Origin of the sequence: Klebsiella michiganensis, from assembly GCF_002925905.1 — a bacterium.
In the GTDB taxonomy this organism is placed as follows: domain Bacteria; phylum Pseudomonadota; class Gammaproteobacteria; order Enterobacterales; family Enterobacteriaceae; genus Klebsiella; species Klebsiella michiganensis.
In genome coordinates this window covers 187,038-201,051 of record NZ_PRDB01000001.1, presented here as the reverse complement: position 1 = coordinate 201,051, position 14,014 = coordinate 187,038, and the positions used below count along the sequence as shown (strand labels likewise).

Genomic DNA, 14,014 nt, shown 5'->3' with positions numbered 1-14,014 from the left:
TTACGTCTCTTTGCGCTCAGATGATGAAAGAAAGCAGGAATGTACCGGCCAGTGCAAGCAGCGAAGCGATAAAGGTCGCCGTGGTGTAGTATTTGAACGTTTCGTTAAGGCTTGCCCCGCAGTACTGCTTAACCAGCCAGAACAGGGAATCCGTCACGATAGTGCAGCCAATCGCGCCGGAGCCGATGGCGATAGCGATGATTTCAGGGCTCACGCCGGGATAGAGCGGCAGCATCGGCGCGACGATGGCGGTTGCGCCCATCATGGCGACGGTGGCGGAACCGACGGCGGCATGCAGAATCAGCGCCACCAGCCAGGCCAGCAGAATCGGGTGCATATCGAGGTTCGACAGAATTACCGCCAGCGTATCGGCCAGACCGCTGGTCTTCAGGATGGCGTTGAAGGCCCCGCCTGCGCCGATAATCAGCAGGATATTGGCGATAGAGCCGAAGCAGTTTTCCGTATGCGTCAGCAGGGTGCTCATACCCATATTCTGGCGGATACCCAGCACGTAGTAGGCCACAAAGACGGCGATAAACATGGCGGTGATCGGGTTGCCGATAAACTCCAGCAGCATATACAGCGTGCCGCCTTTGGTCATGTTCAGTTCGGCGATGGTTTTTACCAGCATCAGGCCGATCGGCAGCAGCACCGTAAACAGCGTGGCGCCCAGCGACGGCAGGGTCTCTTCTTTGCGTACTTCGAGGTTGGCAAACTCAGCCGGCACCGCTTTAAACGGCAGGCGGTTGCCGAGCAGCCGCAGGAACAGCGGGCCGCCGACCAGCGAAGCCAGCAGGCCCACCAGCAGACCGTAAACGATCACCGTTCCGATATCCGCGCCCAGCTTGTTGGCGACGAACAGCGCTGCCGGATGCGGCGGCACCACGCAGTGCACCGCCATCAGCGCCGTACACAGCGGGATGGCCAGCTTCAGCAGCGACGTGTTGGTCTTTTTGGCAATGGAAAACGCCAGCGGAATCAGCAGCACCACGCCCACTTCAACGAACAGGGTGATCCCGCAAATCAGGCCCACCAGCACCATAATGACATCAGCGGACAGCCAGCGGCAGCGCTGGAGCGTCAGGCCGATACGTTCCGCTGCGCCGGAGACCTCCATCATTTTGCCGAGAATCGTCCCCAGCCCAATCACCGCCGCAAGGAAGCCCAGCGTGCCGCCAATCCCGCTCTCAATGGCGTTAACCATATCCAGCGGGCTCATGCCCATCATGGCGCCGACGAAAAAGCTTGCCAGCAGTAGCGCCAGAAACGGGTGAAACTTCAGTTTGACGATAGTTAATACAATCAACACGATGCTGATCAGCAGCGTGCTCACAACCCAGATCTGAGATTCCATACCCCACCTCGCCTGTGAATAATCTATGGGTATTGAACAGAAAAACGGCACGCGCTGACAAACGATATAAATGGCCCTTCAGGTGAATCAGATTGAATCAAAAAGGTGATTTTGCTCTAAAATTGTCTGTTATGTGTGCTATGCATCACTTTTATTCATCTTTAACGCGCAGCTGGCGCGAAAAATTTCTTACACTCGGCGGGGAATAGTGAAGGAGTAAGAGATGGAGACGCTAAAAGAGTTAGGCACTCGCCTGCTTAACGGCTGGCAGCTATCGAAGCTGTATACCTTTGAAGTCGCCGCCCGGCATGAGTCGTTTGCGCTGGCGGCGGAGGAGCTGTCGCTGACGCCCAGCGCGGTGAGCCACCGTATCAATCAGCTGGAAGAAGAGCTGGGGATCCAGCTGTTTGTGCGCTCGCACCGCAAAGTAGAGCTGACGCATGAAGGTAAGCGGGTGTTCTGGGCGCTGAAGTCCTCGCTGGATAGCCTGAACCAGGAAATTCTGGATATTAAAAACCAGGAGCTGTCGGGGACGTTAACGGTCTATTCGCGCCCGTCCATCGCCCAGTGCTGGCTGGTTCCCGCGCTCGGCGATTTTACCCGCCGCTATCCGTCGATCTCGCTTACCGTGCTGACCGGCAACGATAACGTCAATATGCAGCGCGCGGGCATCGATCTGGCAATCTACTTCGATGATGCGCCTTCCTCGCAGCTGAGCCACCATTTTCTGATGGATGAGGCCATCGTACCGGTCTGCACGGCGGATTACGCGCGCCAGCATCAGCTACAGCAGAACCCCGGCAATCTTCGTCACTGTACGCTGCTGCACGATCGTCAGGCGTGGAGCAACGATTCCGGCACCGATGAGTGGTTCAGCTGGGCGCAGAAATTTTGCGTAGATTTGCCGCAATCGTCGGGTATTGGCTTCGATCGTTCGGATTTAGCGGTGATTGCCGCGATGAATCACGTTGGCGTGGCGATGGGGCGTAAGCGGCTGGTGCAAAAGCGCCTGGAGAGCGGCGAGCTGATCGCACCGTTCGGCGAGATGACCCTGAAGTGCCATCAGCACTACTACGTGACGACCCTGCCGGGCCGCCAGTGGCCGAAAATTGACGCCTTTATCCACTGGCTGCAGAGTCAGGCGCAATTATGATGACCGGCTTAGTTTCATCCCGGTGGCGCTGCGCTGACCGGGCTACGGGTTCACCTCCGTCTGCGTGCCGGTAGCCCGGACAGGCGCGTCAGGCGCCGCCTCCGGGAAATATGCCGGGGCTGATAATTCGCCACTGCTTCCCGGCTTACGCTGCGCTTAGCCGGGCTACGGGTTCATCGGCGTCCGTCATTTTGTAGCCCGGGTAAGACGCGCCGCGTCGCGACCCGGGGAACCCGCAAAGAAGCCTTAAACCGGCTGCTGGTGTTGATGAAAGCGCGACGCCAGCGGCAGCCAGCACAGCAGAATCAGCAATCCCATCAGCATCATCAGCAGGCCGAGGCTGCCCTGACCGGTTTGCGGCATCATCGCCGACAGCCACGCCAGCACGCCGGAACCGATATTCTGCAGCCCGCCCACCAGCGCCCCGGCGGTGCCGGCGAGGAACGGGAAAGGTTCCATCGCGCCGCTGGTCGCCAGCGGAAACAGCATTCCTGCGCCAAAAAAGAACAGCGCGGCGGGAACCAGCAGGGTCCAGACGGTCATCACGCCCAGCAGGCCAGGGATCCACATCAGCACCCCCGCCAGCAGGCAGCAAATCACCGACTGCCACATCAGCGTCGGGAAGCGTTTGTTCGGCCGGCCGGCAAACCAGGCGCCAAAGAACGCCGCCGGGATCGGCAGAATAAACAGAATGCTGACCGACATACTGCTCAGACCCAGCACCGCGCCCATCAGCACGCCGGAACAGGCTTCGAACACGGCAATGCCCGCCAGGCCGCCGATCAGCATCAGCAGATAGCAGTTGAACGCGCCGGTACCGAACAGCGTTTTATAGTTGGTGATGAGCCGGGTACGCGGCGCGCCGGTGGGCCGGGTTTCCGGCATCCAGCGCGCCATGCTGAAGGTGACGCCGGCGCAAAGTACCAGCAGGAATACGAAGCAGGCCCGCCAGTTCCATAAGGTATCGAGAATGCCGCCAATCAGCGGCGCCAGCAGCGGGCTAACCAGAATCCCCATATTCAGCAGGCTATTGGCGTGCCTGAGCTGCGCCCCTTCATACAGATCGCGCGGCAGGGTTCGCGCCATCACGCCGCCGACGCCGGTACCCATCCCCTGCATTGCGCTGGCGGCAATCAGCACCGGCAGGCTATGGGTGGTAATGGCAACCAGCGTCGCCAGCATAAAAATGGACATTCCCACCAGTATCACCGGGCGGCGGCCAACGCGATCGGAGAGCGGGCCGTAGAAAAGCTGCGAGACGCCGTAGGTCAGCAGATAAGCGGCCATCACGCTCTGCACCGCGCCTTCGCGAACGTTGAGCGCTATCGCCATATCGGCAATCGCCGGAATATAAATGGTCTGCGCCATCTGGCCTACGGCCACCAGCAGCACCAGCATCAACAACAAATTGAAGTTCTTATGCCGTTTCATGTCGATGAATACTTTGTATAAAGTTGGAGATGAAGAATATGTGACTGGCACACCCGCTAAACGATGGAGGAATCTACCACATAAAAATGACAGAACAACCCTGTAAGGGGGGATTGTCGGGGATGCTCAGGCAGGTTTTGTAAACGAAAGTCGGCAACTAATGTTGCCATGTGTGGATTAAGACAGCCGCAGCAGAATCGCCCCGGCGGCAATGCCGCAGGCGGCGGCGATGCGCAATGGAACTACCTTCTCTTTCAACAGGATAAACGCGATAACCGCGCCAAAAAGAATTGAGGTTTCGCGCAGGGCGGCCACCACCGCCAGCGGCGCCTGGGTCATGGCCCACAGCGCCAGGCCATAGGAGCCCATTGTACCGACGCCGCCAACCATGCCTTTCTTCCAGTGCTGGCGCAGATAGCGGCTGGCCTGCGGGCGTCGGGCAATCATCGCCCAGCCCAGCAGACAGAAGCCGTTCATAAAAAAGGTCCACAGGGTATAGCCCAGCGCGGTTTCTGAAAGCCGCACCCCGGTTCCGTCAACCAGCGTGTAGCCCGCAATGAAGCAGGCGTTGATCAGCGCCAGTACGATACCTTGGCTCGAACTGGCGCGCCCGTTAAAGGCCATCGCCAGAATCGCCAGGCAGATGACGCCGATGCCCAGCCACGCCAGCGGGGAGAGTGTGTCGCCAAGAAAGGCGACGCTGATTATCGCCACCAGTAGCGGGGCGGTCCCACGCATCAGCGGATAGGTCTGGCTCATATCCGAGACCTGATAGGTTTTTGCCACCAGCACCGTATACACCACCTGTAGCGCGCAGGAGACGGCAAGAAACGGCACGCTGGCGAGCGTGGGTTGGGGGGCAAAAGGGAGCAGAACCAGGGCGATGAGCGAGGCAGAGCCGCTAACGCCTACCGCCGCGTACATTTTATCGCCGCTGGCTTTAACGATAGCGTTCCAGCTGGCGTGAAGCAGGGCGGCGAACAGCAAAATACAGAATACGGTAATGGTCATTGCGGCCTGGCGCTGGGGAATAAATCGTCAACGGACTGTAACATGCGCACTCTTCAGCAGCCAGCGGCGGCTAGAGCGAACAGAACAGACGATGGGTGACCCGGGGTTCATCATATATCGGGCGAAATCCCAGATTTTCATAAAACGACCAGGCCGTTGACGGCGCATGGGTGTTGAGAAAATCAAAGCTGCTGCCGGAGTGGGTGATAACCGAGACCAGCAGCTGATGCCCGATCCCCTGCCGACGATGGCGCTCGGCGATATACAAATGGCGGATGCGACCGGCCCGCGGCTGCTGGCTAAAAGGGTCGATGTTAAGCCCGCACACGCCCACCAGCTGCCCGTGCGCAAAAGCCCCCAGCAGCTTTTCTCCCGGCGCGTTAAAACGGTTTTCCCCGTTCTGCCAGTTCTCCGCCAGGCGACGCAGCATGTTCAGGTTTTGCGCCAGGCTTTCGGCGCGGAGTGCCGAAAAACCGGGTTCGTCCGGGGTGATAGCGGCGATCAACAACGGTGCCATAATTTTTCTCCGTCAGGTTAGCCTGTAGAGGGGCGGTTTCCCGCCCCTCTCAGGTGCGACTTGAACCTGAATCAGCGGAACTGCTTCAGGACTGCATCAAGTAGTTGCAACACGGCAACCATGAGTTTCAGGATCAGAACAACGATATCCACTCCGCCCATACGCGTCTCCTCTGGTTCAGGAGCACAACCGGCTGGCGTACCTTTCCGCCGCCTGTTGCCAGCCAGGGTATACCCGTCATATTCAGGCGCCACCTGCCGGTGGCGGACTCAATAATTCGGGGTATTTGTTGACGTAACACAGTGTGCTCTTCTGGGGTTAAGGCGCTGACGGCACCACCCGTTTCAGCCAGGACTTTTTTGCGCCGGTAAAAGTGCGGCCCCAGATTCCCCCTGCGTACCCCCTCAGTATAGAATAAATACTGTATATATGAACAGTGTGCGCCGGGAGACCGGTAAAGATCAAGGGGTGAAAGTCCCCGACCATTGAAGGACCAGCAATCCACAGGGTCCCTGAGTCATGCGTTGTATACCGTGAGGTATGGGGCGAAGCGTTGACAGGGGTGTTGACAGGCCAGCCATTGAGCCACGAAATGTATATTAAATTCCCGGGTGCCGACGTTGTACTGTTTACGGAAGGCAACATCATAGGGTGCGTTACTGCGAGTGCCATATGGACCCGGCGGGGTCTGAGACCCTGGCATGTCAATACGATCTTTACGCGGGAACCGGGAGATCTCCCCTCTGACCATCTGCCAGTGCCGGAGATGGCCCGCACCGGGAAGGCGAGGAGCCGAAGCCGGTGATGTACGGAGAGGAGAAGTCGGACTTGCTCATAGTAGCTGCGAAGCTGGCGAACAATCCGCAAGGAGCGGAGTCAGTGGAGCGAAGGAGCGGGGCCAAGGGAAACGCGGAACAGCCACACATGCGCCGGACGCAGAGCCGGGAAAGTATGTCACAGAGGCTGTCACGCGTGCGGGAAGCTGCGAAGCAGCGGAAGAAAGAACGGTTTACCGCATTGTTCCACCTCCTGACAGCAGAGGCACTGGAGAACGCATTCCTCTCCCTGAGCAGGAAAGCGGCTGCCGGAGTTGATGGTGTCAGGTGGAAGGACTACGCCGAAAACCTGAAGGTCAACATAGCAGATCTGCACCGGAGGCTTCATCAGGGCAGTTACAGGGCTCAGCCCGGCAGGCGGCACTACATCCCGAAAGCGGATGGAAAACAGCGCCCGCTCGGCATCGCCTCACTGGAGGACAAAATCGTCCAGTATGCGCTGGTTAAGATCCTGAATGCAGTCTACGAAAATGACTTTATGGGGTTTTCATACGGGTTCAGACCCGGGCGAAGCCAGCACAATGCGCTGGACGCACTGGCCACAGGGCTGGTTCGGACCAATGTAAACTGGGTACTGGATGCCGATATCAGTCAGTTCTTCGACAAGGTAAGCCATGAATGGCTAATCAGGTTCATAGAACACAGAATCGGCGACCAGAGGGTAATCAGGCTCATACGAAAGTGGCTCACAGCCGGGACCTCAGAGGAAGGAGAATGGCGGGCATCGGAGGAAGGCACCCCACAGGGTGCGGTTATCTCGCCGCTGCTGGCAAACATCTACCTCCACTATGTCTTCGATCTGTGGGCGCATCAGTGGCGACGCCGCCATGCCACAGGCAATGTGGTCATGGTCAGATACGCAGATGACATAGTCATCGGGTTCGACAAGCGAATCGACGCTCAATGCTTTCGTATAGCCATGCAGCGCAGACTGAAGGAGTTCGGACTCACGGTACATCCGAAGAAAACCCGACTGATGGAGTTCGGCCGCTTCGCAGCCGAAAACCGCGCCAGCAGGGGAAAAGGTAAACCAGAAACGTTCAACTTCCTCGGGTTCACGCATATCAGTGGGAAAGATCGTAGTGGCAGGTTCATGCTGATACGAAAGACACGCCGGGACAGGATGACGGCGACACTGAAAGCGATCAAGGACGGACTACGAAAGCGCTGGCATTACTCAATCCCCGAACAGGGAAAATGGCTCAGGAGAGTGGTTCAGGGATACCTGAACTACCACTCAGTCCCGGGCAACTATCCCATGATGCGGAAGTTCAGGATATACGTAACAGACCTCTGGCGACGGGCGCTGAGGCGCAGGAGCCAGCAGGATGATACGACATGGACGAAAGCAAACAGACTGGCAGCCGTATGGCTGCCGAAGGTTCGGGTTCTGCATCCATGGCCTGTGGAGCGGTTCACCGCCAGACACCCAAGGCAGGAGCCCGGTGCGTGAATAGCGCACGCCGGGATCTGTGCGGGGGGTACCCGGTAACGGGTATCCCTACCGCGACATTTTTGGACAAATTTGTATACGCGATCCATACTCTAAATCAGCGAAAACCATCGTGAAAATTGCGCCTTCTTCCCCGATCGCGTATACTTTTTTCGTTGACGTAATACAGTGTGCTTGCGGCTACCAACCGTAAAAACACCGAACAGAAAACCTCGCCGCGGCGGGGTTTTTTGTTTTTATCCCGCCGCAAATTAATGTGATCTTCCGCGCAGTTTCTCCTGGTTGAAAATAAATCCATTGTGAAATGACAAAAGCTGTGTTTGTATAAATTCATTCCCTTTTTTGAGACAACAGGTCCCTCATGAACGCTACCACGCTGACTTCGACCCTACTACTAACCGCGCCTGCCGCGGTGGTCGTCGTGTCTGTGGTGGTCGTCGTCGGCAACGCGCCGTAGGGTCCGGAACAACACGAATTCCAAACCCCGCCGGCGCAAACCGAGCGGGGTTTTTCGTTTCATGCCCCCCGGTAAGTCGGCCCAGAATAAAAGGACTGGAGCATGGCAAGTTCGGGCACAACATCACAAAAAATGCGCTTCACTGGCGCACAGTTAGTCGTTCATTTACTGGAGCGTCAGGGGATCACCACGGTCAGCGGCATTCCGGGCGGCTCCATCCTTCCCATTTACGATGCGTTAAGCCAAAGCACGCAGATCCGCCATATTCTGGCGCGTCACGAGCAGGGCGCGGGGTTTATTGCCCAGGGCATGGCGCGCACCGAGGGCAAACCGGCGGTGTGTATGGCCTGTAGCGGCCCGGGAGCTACTAACCTGATCACCGCTATCGCCGACGCCCGTCTGGATTCGATTCCGCTGGTGTGCATTACCGGCCAGGTTCCGGCCTCAATGATCGGCACCGACGCTTTCCAGGAAGTCGACACCTACGGTATCTCTATCCCCATCACGAAACATAACTATCTGGTACGCAACATTGCTGAGCTGCCGCAGGTGATAAGCGACGCGTTTCGCATCGCGCAGTCCGGGCGACCAGGGCCGGTGTGGATAGATATTCCTAAGGATGTTCAGGCCGCGACCATTGAGCTTGACGCCCTGCCGGAACCCGGCGCCCGTACGGCGCATCCGACGTTCGATAGCGCCAGCGTGCGTGAAGCGGCGGCGATGATTAACGCCGCGCAGCGTCCGGTGCTCTATCTGGGCGGTGGGGTGATCAACGCGCCTGAGCCCATTCGCCAGCTGGCGGAAAAAGCCAACCTGCCAACCACCCAGACCCTGATGGCGCTGGGGATGCTGCCGAAAGCGCATCCGCTGTCGCTGGGCATGCTGGGGATGCACGGCGCGCGCAGCACCAATTTTATTTTGCAAGAGGCTGATTTATTGGTTGTTTTAGGCGCGCGTTTTGATGACCGGGCGATTGGTAAAACCGAGCAGTTCTGCCCGAACGCGAAAATTATCCACGTTGATATCGACCGCTCTGAGCTGGGCAAAATCAAACAGCCGCACGTGGCGATTCAGGGCGATGTAGGCGAAGTGCTGGCGCAGCTGATCCCGCAGGTCGAGGCGCAGCCGCGCAGCGAATGGCTGCAGCTGGTGGCCGATCTGCAGCGGGAGTTCCCCTGCGCCATTCCGCAGGAGCAAGACCCGCTTACCCACTATGGCCTGATTAACGCCGTTGCCGCCTGCGTTGACGATGAGGCAATCGTGACCACCGACGTCGGCCAGCACCAGATGTGGGTCGCGCAGGCGTATCCGCTCAACCGTCCGCGCCAGTGGCTGACCTCCGGCGGCCTCGGCACCATGGGCTTTGGTCTGCCTGCCGCGATAGGCGCGGCGCTGGCTAACCCGCAGCGCAAGGTCATCTGCTTCTCCGGCGACGGCAGCCTGATGATGAACATTCAGGAAATGGCTACCGCGGCGGAAAATCAGCTGGACGTAAAAATCATCCTGATGAATAACGAAGCGCTGGGGCTGGTTCACCAGCAGCAGAGCCTGTTCTATAAGCAGGGCGTGTTCGCCGCGACCTATCCTGGCATGGTCAACTTTATGCAGATCGCCGCTGGTTTTGGTCTGCAAACCTGTGATTTAAATAACGAAGCCGATCCGCAGGCGGCGCTGCAGGCGATTATCGACCGCCCGGGTCCGGCGCTGATCCACGTGCGTATCGATGCCGAAGAAAAAGTGTATCCGATGGTACCGCCGGGTGCGGCCAATACTGAAATGGTGGGGGAATAAGCCATGCAACAAGCGACTCATGAAAACGTTATTCTACAGCTCACCGTGCGCAACCATCCTGGCGTGATGACCCACGTTTGCGGCCTGTTTGCCCGCCGCGCATTTAACGTGGAAGGCATTCTTTGTCTGCCGATCCCGGACAGCAACCAGAGCCGCATCTGGCTACTGGTCAACGACGATCAGCGCCTCGGGCAGATGATTAGCCAGATCGAAAAGCTGGAAGACGTTGAGAAGGTGGTGCGTAATCAGTCCGATCCCTCTATGTTCAGCAAAATCGCGGTGTTCTTCGAATAATCGCTCGCGGCTTGATCCGCTGCGCACGATAAACAAAATCACTCAAGCCGCATCAGGGCGGCAACTCTGAGAATCCCCCTGGAGCTGACTGAAGTCAGTGACTGGGGGGAACAGAGGCAGCTTGAAGGATGACGTTTATACCGTTAAGGTAAGCGCGTTTTTTATCCTCCCCAGGAATCGCCATGACCACAATCGCCCTTATTGACGATCATCTTATCGTCCGCTCCGGCTTTGCCCAGCTGCTGGGGCTGGAAGCCGATTTTCAGGTCGTCGCCGAATTTGGTTCCGGGCGCGAAGCGCTGGCGGGGCTGCCCGGCCGCGGCGTGCAGGTCTGTATCTGCGATATCTCGATGCCGGATATCTCCGGGCTTGAGCTGTTAAGCCAGCTGCCGAAAGGGATGGCGATCGTGATGCTGTCGGTGCACGACAGCCCGGCGCTGGTGGAGCAGGCGCTGAACGCCGGCGCGCGCGGCTTTCTCTCCAAGCGCTGCAGCCCGGATGAGCTGATCGCCGCCGTCCGCACCGTGGCGGCCGGCGGCTGCTACCTGACGCCGGATATCGCCATGAAGCTGGCGGCCGGGCGACGGGACCCGCTCACCAAACGCGAACGTGAGGTGGCGGAAAAGCTGGCGCAGGGGATGGCGGTAAAAGAGATTGCCGCCGAGCTGGGCCTGTCGCCAAAAACCGTGCACGTTCATCGCGCCAATCTGCTGGAAAAGCTGGGCGTCAGCAACGACGTCGAGCTGGCGCGCCGCATGTTCGATAGCTGGCAATGAACGCCTTTCTCTCCCGGCTGCTCTCGGTTATCGGCTGTTGCTTTATCTTTTCCGCCGCGTGGTTTTGCCTGTGGAGCATCAGCCTGCACCTGGTGGAGCGTGCCGATCTTGCGGTGCTGCTTTTCCCCTTTGGCCTGCGTCTAGGCCTGATGCTGCAGTGTCCGCGCGGCTACTGGCCGGTTCTGCTGGGCGCTGAGTGGCTGCTGATCTTCTGGCTGGCGCAGGAAGTGGCGCTGGCGCACCCGATAATATTGATGACCGGAAGCCTGTTGACCCTGCTGCCGGTGGCGCTGATCTCACGCTATCGCCAGCAGCGTGACTGGCTCACCCTGCTGCGTCAGGGAGGGGCGCTGATCGCCGCTGCGCTGCTCCAGTCGCTGCCGTGGCTGCCGGAAGGCAAGGAGGGGCTGAACGCGCTGCTGCTGACCCTGACCGGCGGCCTGACGCTGGCGCCTACCTGCCTGGTTATCTGGCACTACCTTACCAGTACCGTCTGGCGGCCGCTGGGGCCATCGCTGGTCTCGCAGCCGGTAAACTGGCGCGGGCGGCATCTTATCTGGTATCTGCTGCTGTTCAGCGTCAGCCTCTGGCTCCAGCTGGGGCTGCCCGCCGAGCTCTCGCGATTTACGCCCTTCTGCCTGGCGCTGCCGATTATCGCCCTGGCCTGGCACTACGGCTGGCAGGGCGCGCTGATCGCGACCCTGATGAACGCCATCGCGCTGATTGCCAGCCAGAGCTGGCACGATCATCCGGTGGATTTGCTGCTTTCGCTGCTGGCGCAAAGCCTGACGGGCCTGCTGCTGGGCGCCGGCATTCAGCGGCTGCGCGAGCTGAATCAGTCGCTGCAAAACGAGCTGGTGCGTAACCAGCGGCTGGCGGAACGCCTGCTGGAAACCGAAGAGAGCGTGCGCCGCGAGGTGGCCCGCGAGCTGCACGATGATATCGGCCAGACCATCACCGCCATCCGCACCCAGGCGGGGATCGTCCAGCGTCTGGCGCCCAACAGCGCCAGCGTCAGGCAGAGCGGCCAGCTGATTGAGCAGCTTTCGCTCGGCGTCTATGATTCGGTGCGCCGTCTGCTGGGCCGCCTGCGCCCGCGCCAGCTGGACGACCTGACGCTTGAACAGGCGGTGCGTTCGCTGATGCGCGAAATGGAGCTGGAGGACCGCGGTATGGTCAGCCATCTGGCGTGGCGCATTGATGAGTCGCTGCTGAGCGAAAACCAGCGCGTCACCCTGTTCCGCGTCTGCCAGGAAGGGCTGAATAATATCGTCAAACACGCCAGCGCCAGCGCCGTCACGCTGCAGGGCTGGCAGCAGGAGCAGCGGCTGATGCTGGTGCTGGAGGACGACGGCTGCGGCCTGCCGCCGGGCTCCGGTCAGCAGGGCTTCGGCCTGACCGGCATGCGCGAGCGCGTCAGCGCGCTGGGCGGCACCTTAACCATCTCCTGCACCCACGGCACCCGCGTCTGCGTCAGCCTGCCGCTGCGCTACGCCTGAGGAGCGACGATGTTTGCCTTTTTGAAATCCCCGCCCGATGCTCCGCCGATTACCGACAAACCGGCGCTGGATGCGCGCTACCGCTACTGGCGTCGGCATATTCTGCTGACCATCTGGCTGGGCTATGCGCTGTTTTATTTTACGCGTAAAAGCTTTAACGCCGCCGTGCCGGAAATCCTCGCCAGCAACGTGCTGACGCGCAGCGATATCGGCCTGCTGGCAACGCTGTTCTACATCACCTACGGGCTGTCGAAATTTTTCTCCGGTATCGTCAGCGACCGCTCTAACGCCCGCTATTTTATGGGCATCGGTCTGGTCGCTACCGGCGTGGTGAATATTCTGTTTGGCTTTTCCACTTCGCTGTGGGCCTTCGCGCTGCTGTGGGCGCTGAACGCCTTCTTCCAGGGCTGGGGCTCGCCGGTGTGCGCCCGTCTGCTGACGACCTGGTATTCGCGTACCGAACGCGGCGGCTGGTGGGCGCTGTGGAATACGGCGCATAACGTCGGCGGGGCGCTGATCCCGATGGTGGTTGGCGCGGCGGCGCTGCACTACGGCTGGCGAACGGGGATGATGATTGCCGGCATGCTGGCGATCCTCGCCGGACTGTTTCTCTGCTGGCGGCTGCGCGACCGGCCGCAGGCGGTAGGGCTGCCCGCCGTGGGCGACTGGCGGCACGATGAGCTGGAGATTGCCCAGCAGCAGGAAGGGGCTGGCCTGACTCGTAAAGAGATCCTCACCAAATACGTGCTGCTGAATCCCTATATCTGGCTGCTCTCGCTGTGCTACGTGCTGGTGTACGTGGTGCGCGCGGCGATTAACGACTGGGGCAACCTGTATATGTCGGAAACGCTCGGCGTCGATCTGGTCACGGCGAATTCGGCGGTCACCATGTTCGAGGTGGGCGGCTTTATCGGCGCGCTGGTGGCGGGCTGGGGCTCGGATAAACTGTTTAACGGCAACCGCGGGCCGATGAACCTGATTTTCGCCGCCGGTATTTTGCTGTCGGTGGGTGGCCTCTGGCTGATGCCGTTCGCCAGCTACGTGATGCAGGCGGCCTGCTTCTTCACGACCGGCTTTTTCGTTTTTGGCCCACAGATGCTGATCGGCATGGCGGCGGCGGAGTGCTCGCACAAAGAGGCGGCGGGGGCGGCAACCGGCTTTGTTGGCCTGTTTGCCTATCTTGGCGCATCGCTCTCCGGCTGGCCGCTGGCGCAGGTGATGGAAATCTGGCACTGGAGCGGCTTTTTCGTGGTTATCGCCATTGCCGCCGGCATTTCCGCCCTGCTGCTGCTGCCGTTTTTAAACGCCCAGGCGCCGCGAGAAGCGTGACCCACTTCACCTTTCTTCGCCGAATGGCGTAAAACTAAGAAATTTTCCCGGTTTCGCCTGGACGCTGTCTCAGGCGAGTCTCCCGGCTGATTTTTACAATGCCTGCCATTCGC

The 14,014-nt window shown here is 59.5% G+C and carries 13 protein-coding genes; 8 read left to right on the top strand and 5 right to left on the bottom strand.

Translation table 11 applies throughout. The annotated features are described in order from the left end of the window. Positions 1 to 16: 16 nt before the first annotated feature. Positions 17 to 1,354 (bottom strand): D-serine transporter DsdX, encoded by a 1,338-nt coding sequence (dsdX, locus tag CDA56_RS00995; RefSeq protein WP_004116631.1) that lies wholly within the window; start codon positions 1,352 to 1,354, stop codon positions 17 to 19. Between the two features lie 223 nt (positions 1,355 to 1,577). Here dsdX and dsdC point away from each other — a divergent pair, with 223 nt between their 5' ends. Beyond that, entirely contained in the window at positions 1,578 to 2,507 is a 930-nt protein-coding gene (gene dsdC, locus CDA56_RS00990) for a DNA-binding transcriptional regulator DsdC (RefSeq protein WP_032751820.1), read from the top strand. 246 nt (positions 2,508 to 2,753) lie between these two features. Here the strand turns inward: dsdC and emrD are convergent, their stop codons facing one another. The 4 genes from emrD to tisB all read right to left on the bottom strand — a co-directional run bounded on the left by emrD (position 2,754) and on the right by tisB (position 5,627). Next, positions 2,754 to 3,938: a multidrug efflux MFS transporter EmrD gene (emrD, locus tag CDA56_RS00985; RefSeq protein ID WP_103815133.1), complete on the bottom strand. Its 1,185-nt coding sequence runs from the start codon at positions 3,936 to 3,938 to the stop codon at positions 2,754 to 2,756. 177 nt (positions 3,939 to 4,115) lie between these two features. Then, positions 4,116 to 4,949: a DMT family transporter gene (locus tag CDA56_RS00980; RefSeq protein WP_014227319.1), complete on the bottom strand. Its 834-nt coding sequence runs from the start codon at positions 4,947 to 4,949 to the stop codon at positions 4,116 to 4,118. Between the two features lie 70 nt (positions 4,950 to 5,019). Beyond that, on the bottom strand, positions 5,020 to 5,466 hold the full coding sequence (locus CDA56_RS00975; protein WP_004855646.1) for a GNAT family N-acetyltransferase: 447 nt from the start codon (positions 5,464 to 5,466) through the stop codon (positions 5,020 to 5,022). Positions 5,467 to 5,537: 71 nt separating this feature from the next. Further along, positions 5,538 to 5,627, bottom strand: coding sequence for a type I toxin-antitoxin system toxin TisB (tisB, locus tag CDA56_RS00970; RefSeq protein ID WP_004107126.1), 90 nt, complete (start codon positions 5,625 to 5,627; stop codon positions 5,538 to 5,540). A gap of 640 nt (positions 5,628 to 6,267) precedes the next feature. On the opposite strand from tisB, the gene ltrA reads away from it, so the two are divergent. The 7 genes from ltrA to uhpC all read left to right on the top strand — a co-directional run bounded on the left by ltrA (position 6,268) and on the right by uhpC (position 13,901). Next, positions 6,268 to 7,755 (top strand): group II intron reverse transcriptase/maturase, encoded by a 1,488-nt coding sequence (gene ltrA, locus CDA56_RS00960; protein ID WP_161952885.1) that lies wholly within the window; start codon positions 6,268 to 6,270, stop codon positions 7,753 to 7,755. Positions 7,756 to 8,116: 361 nt separating this feature from the next. After that, the gene (gene ivbL / locus CDA56_RS00955) at positions 8,117 to 8,212 is read left to right on the top strand and encodes an ilvB operon leader peptide IvbL (RefSeq protein WP_004107123.1); all 96 of its coding nucleotides are present in this window, start codon (positions 8,117 to 8,119) and stop codon (positions 8,210 to 8,212) included. Between the two features lie 102 nt (positions 8,213 to 8,314). Next, positions 8,315 to 10,003, top strand: a complete 1,689-nt coding sequence (gene ilvB / locus CDA56_RS00950; RefSeq protein ID WP_103814427.1) for an acetolactate synthase large subunit — start codon at positions 8,315 to 8,317, stop codon at positions 10,001 to 10,003. A gap of 3 nt (positions 10,004 to 10,006) precedes the next feature. Continuing rightward, entirely contained in the window at positions 10,007 to 10,297 is a 291-nt protein-coding gene (gene ilvN / locus CDA56_RS00945; protein WP_004855635.1) for an acetolactate synthase small subunit, read from the top strand. A 182-nt stretch (positions 10,298 to 10,479) separates the two neighbouring features. After that, positions 10,480 to 11,073, top strand: coding sequence for a response regulator transcription factor UhpA (gene uhpA / locus CDA56_RS00940; protein WP_004107112.1), 594 nt, complete (start codon positions 10,480 to 10,482; stop codon positions 11,071 to 11,073). 17 nt (positions 11,074 to 11,090) lie between these two features. Next, positions 11,091 to 12,572 (top strand): signal transduction histidine-protein kinase/phosphatase UhpB, encoded by a 1,482-nt coding sequence (gene uhpB, locus CDA56_RS00935; protein WP_162097182.1) that lies wholly within the window; start codon positions 11,091 to 11,093, stop codon positions 12,570 to 12,572. 9 nt (positions 12,573 to 12,581) lie between these two features. Next, positions 12,582 to 13,901, top strand: coding sequence for an MFS transporter (gene uhpC, locus CDA56_RS00930; RefSeq protein WP_032751824.1), 1,320 nt, complete (start codon positions 12,582 to 12,584; stop codon positions 13,899 to 13,901). Positions 13,902 to 14,014 lie beyond the last annotated feature (113 nt).

Bases quoted from the DNA above. Each gene is read 5' to 3' on its own strand.
- dsdX (WP_004116631.1), bottom strand. From the start codon at position 1,354: ATGGAATCTCAGATCTGGGTTGTGAGCACGCTGCTGATCAGCATCGTG.
- dsdC (WP_032751820.1), top strand. From the start codon at position 1,578: ATGGAGACGCTAAAAGAGTTAGGCACTCGCCTGCTTAACGGCTGGCAG.
- emrD (WP_103815133.1), bottom strand. From the start codon at position 3,938: ATGAAACGGCATAAGAACTTCAATTTGTTGTTGATGCTGGTGCTGCTG.
- CDA56_RS00980 (WP_014227319.1), bottom strand. From the start codon at position 4,949: ATGACCATTACCGTATTCTGTATTTTGCTGTTCGCCGCCCTGCTTCAC.
- CDA56_RS00975 (WP_004855646.1), bottom strand. From the start codon at position 5,466: ATGGCACCGTTGTTGATCGCCGCTATCACCCCGGACGAACCCGGTTTT.
- tisB (WP_004107126.1), bottom strand. From the start codon at position 5,627: ATGGGCGGAGTGGATATCGTTGTTCTGATCCTGAAACTCATGGTTGCC.
- ivbL (WP_004107123.1), top strand. From the start codon at position 8,117: ATGAACGCTACCACGCTGACTTCGACCCTACTACTAACCGCGCCTGCC.
- ilvB (WP_103814427.1), top strand. From the start codon at position 8,315: ATGGCAAGTTCGGGCACAACATCACAAAAAATGCGCTTCACTGGCGCA.
- ilvN (WP_004855635.1), top strand. From the start codon at position 10,007: ATGCAACAAGCGACTCATGAAAACGTTATTCTACAGCTCACCGTGCGC.
- uhpA (WP_004107112.1), top strand. From the start codon at position 10,480: ATGACCACAATCGCCCTTATTGACGATCATCTTATCGTCCGCTCCGGC.
- uhpC (WP_032751824.1), top strand. From the start codon at position 12,582: ATGTTTGCCTTTTTGAAATCCCCGCCCGATGCTCCGCCGATTACCGAC.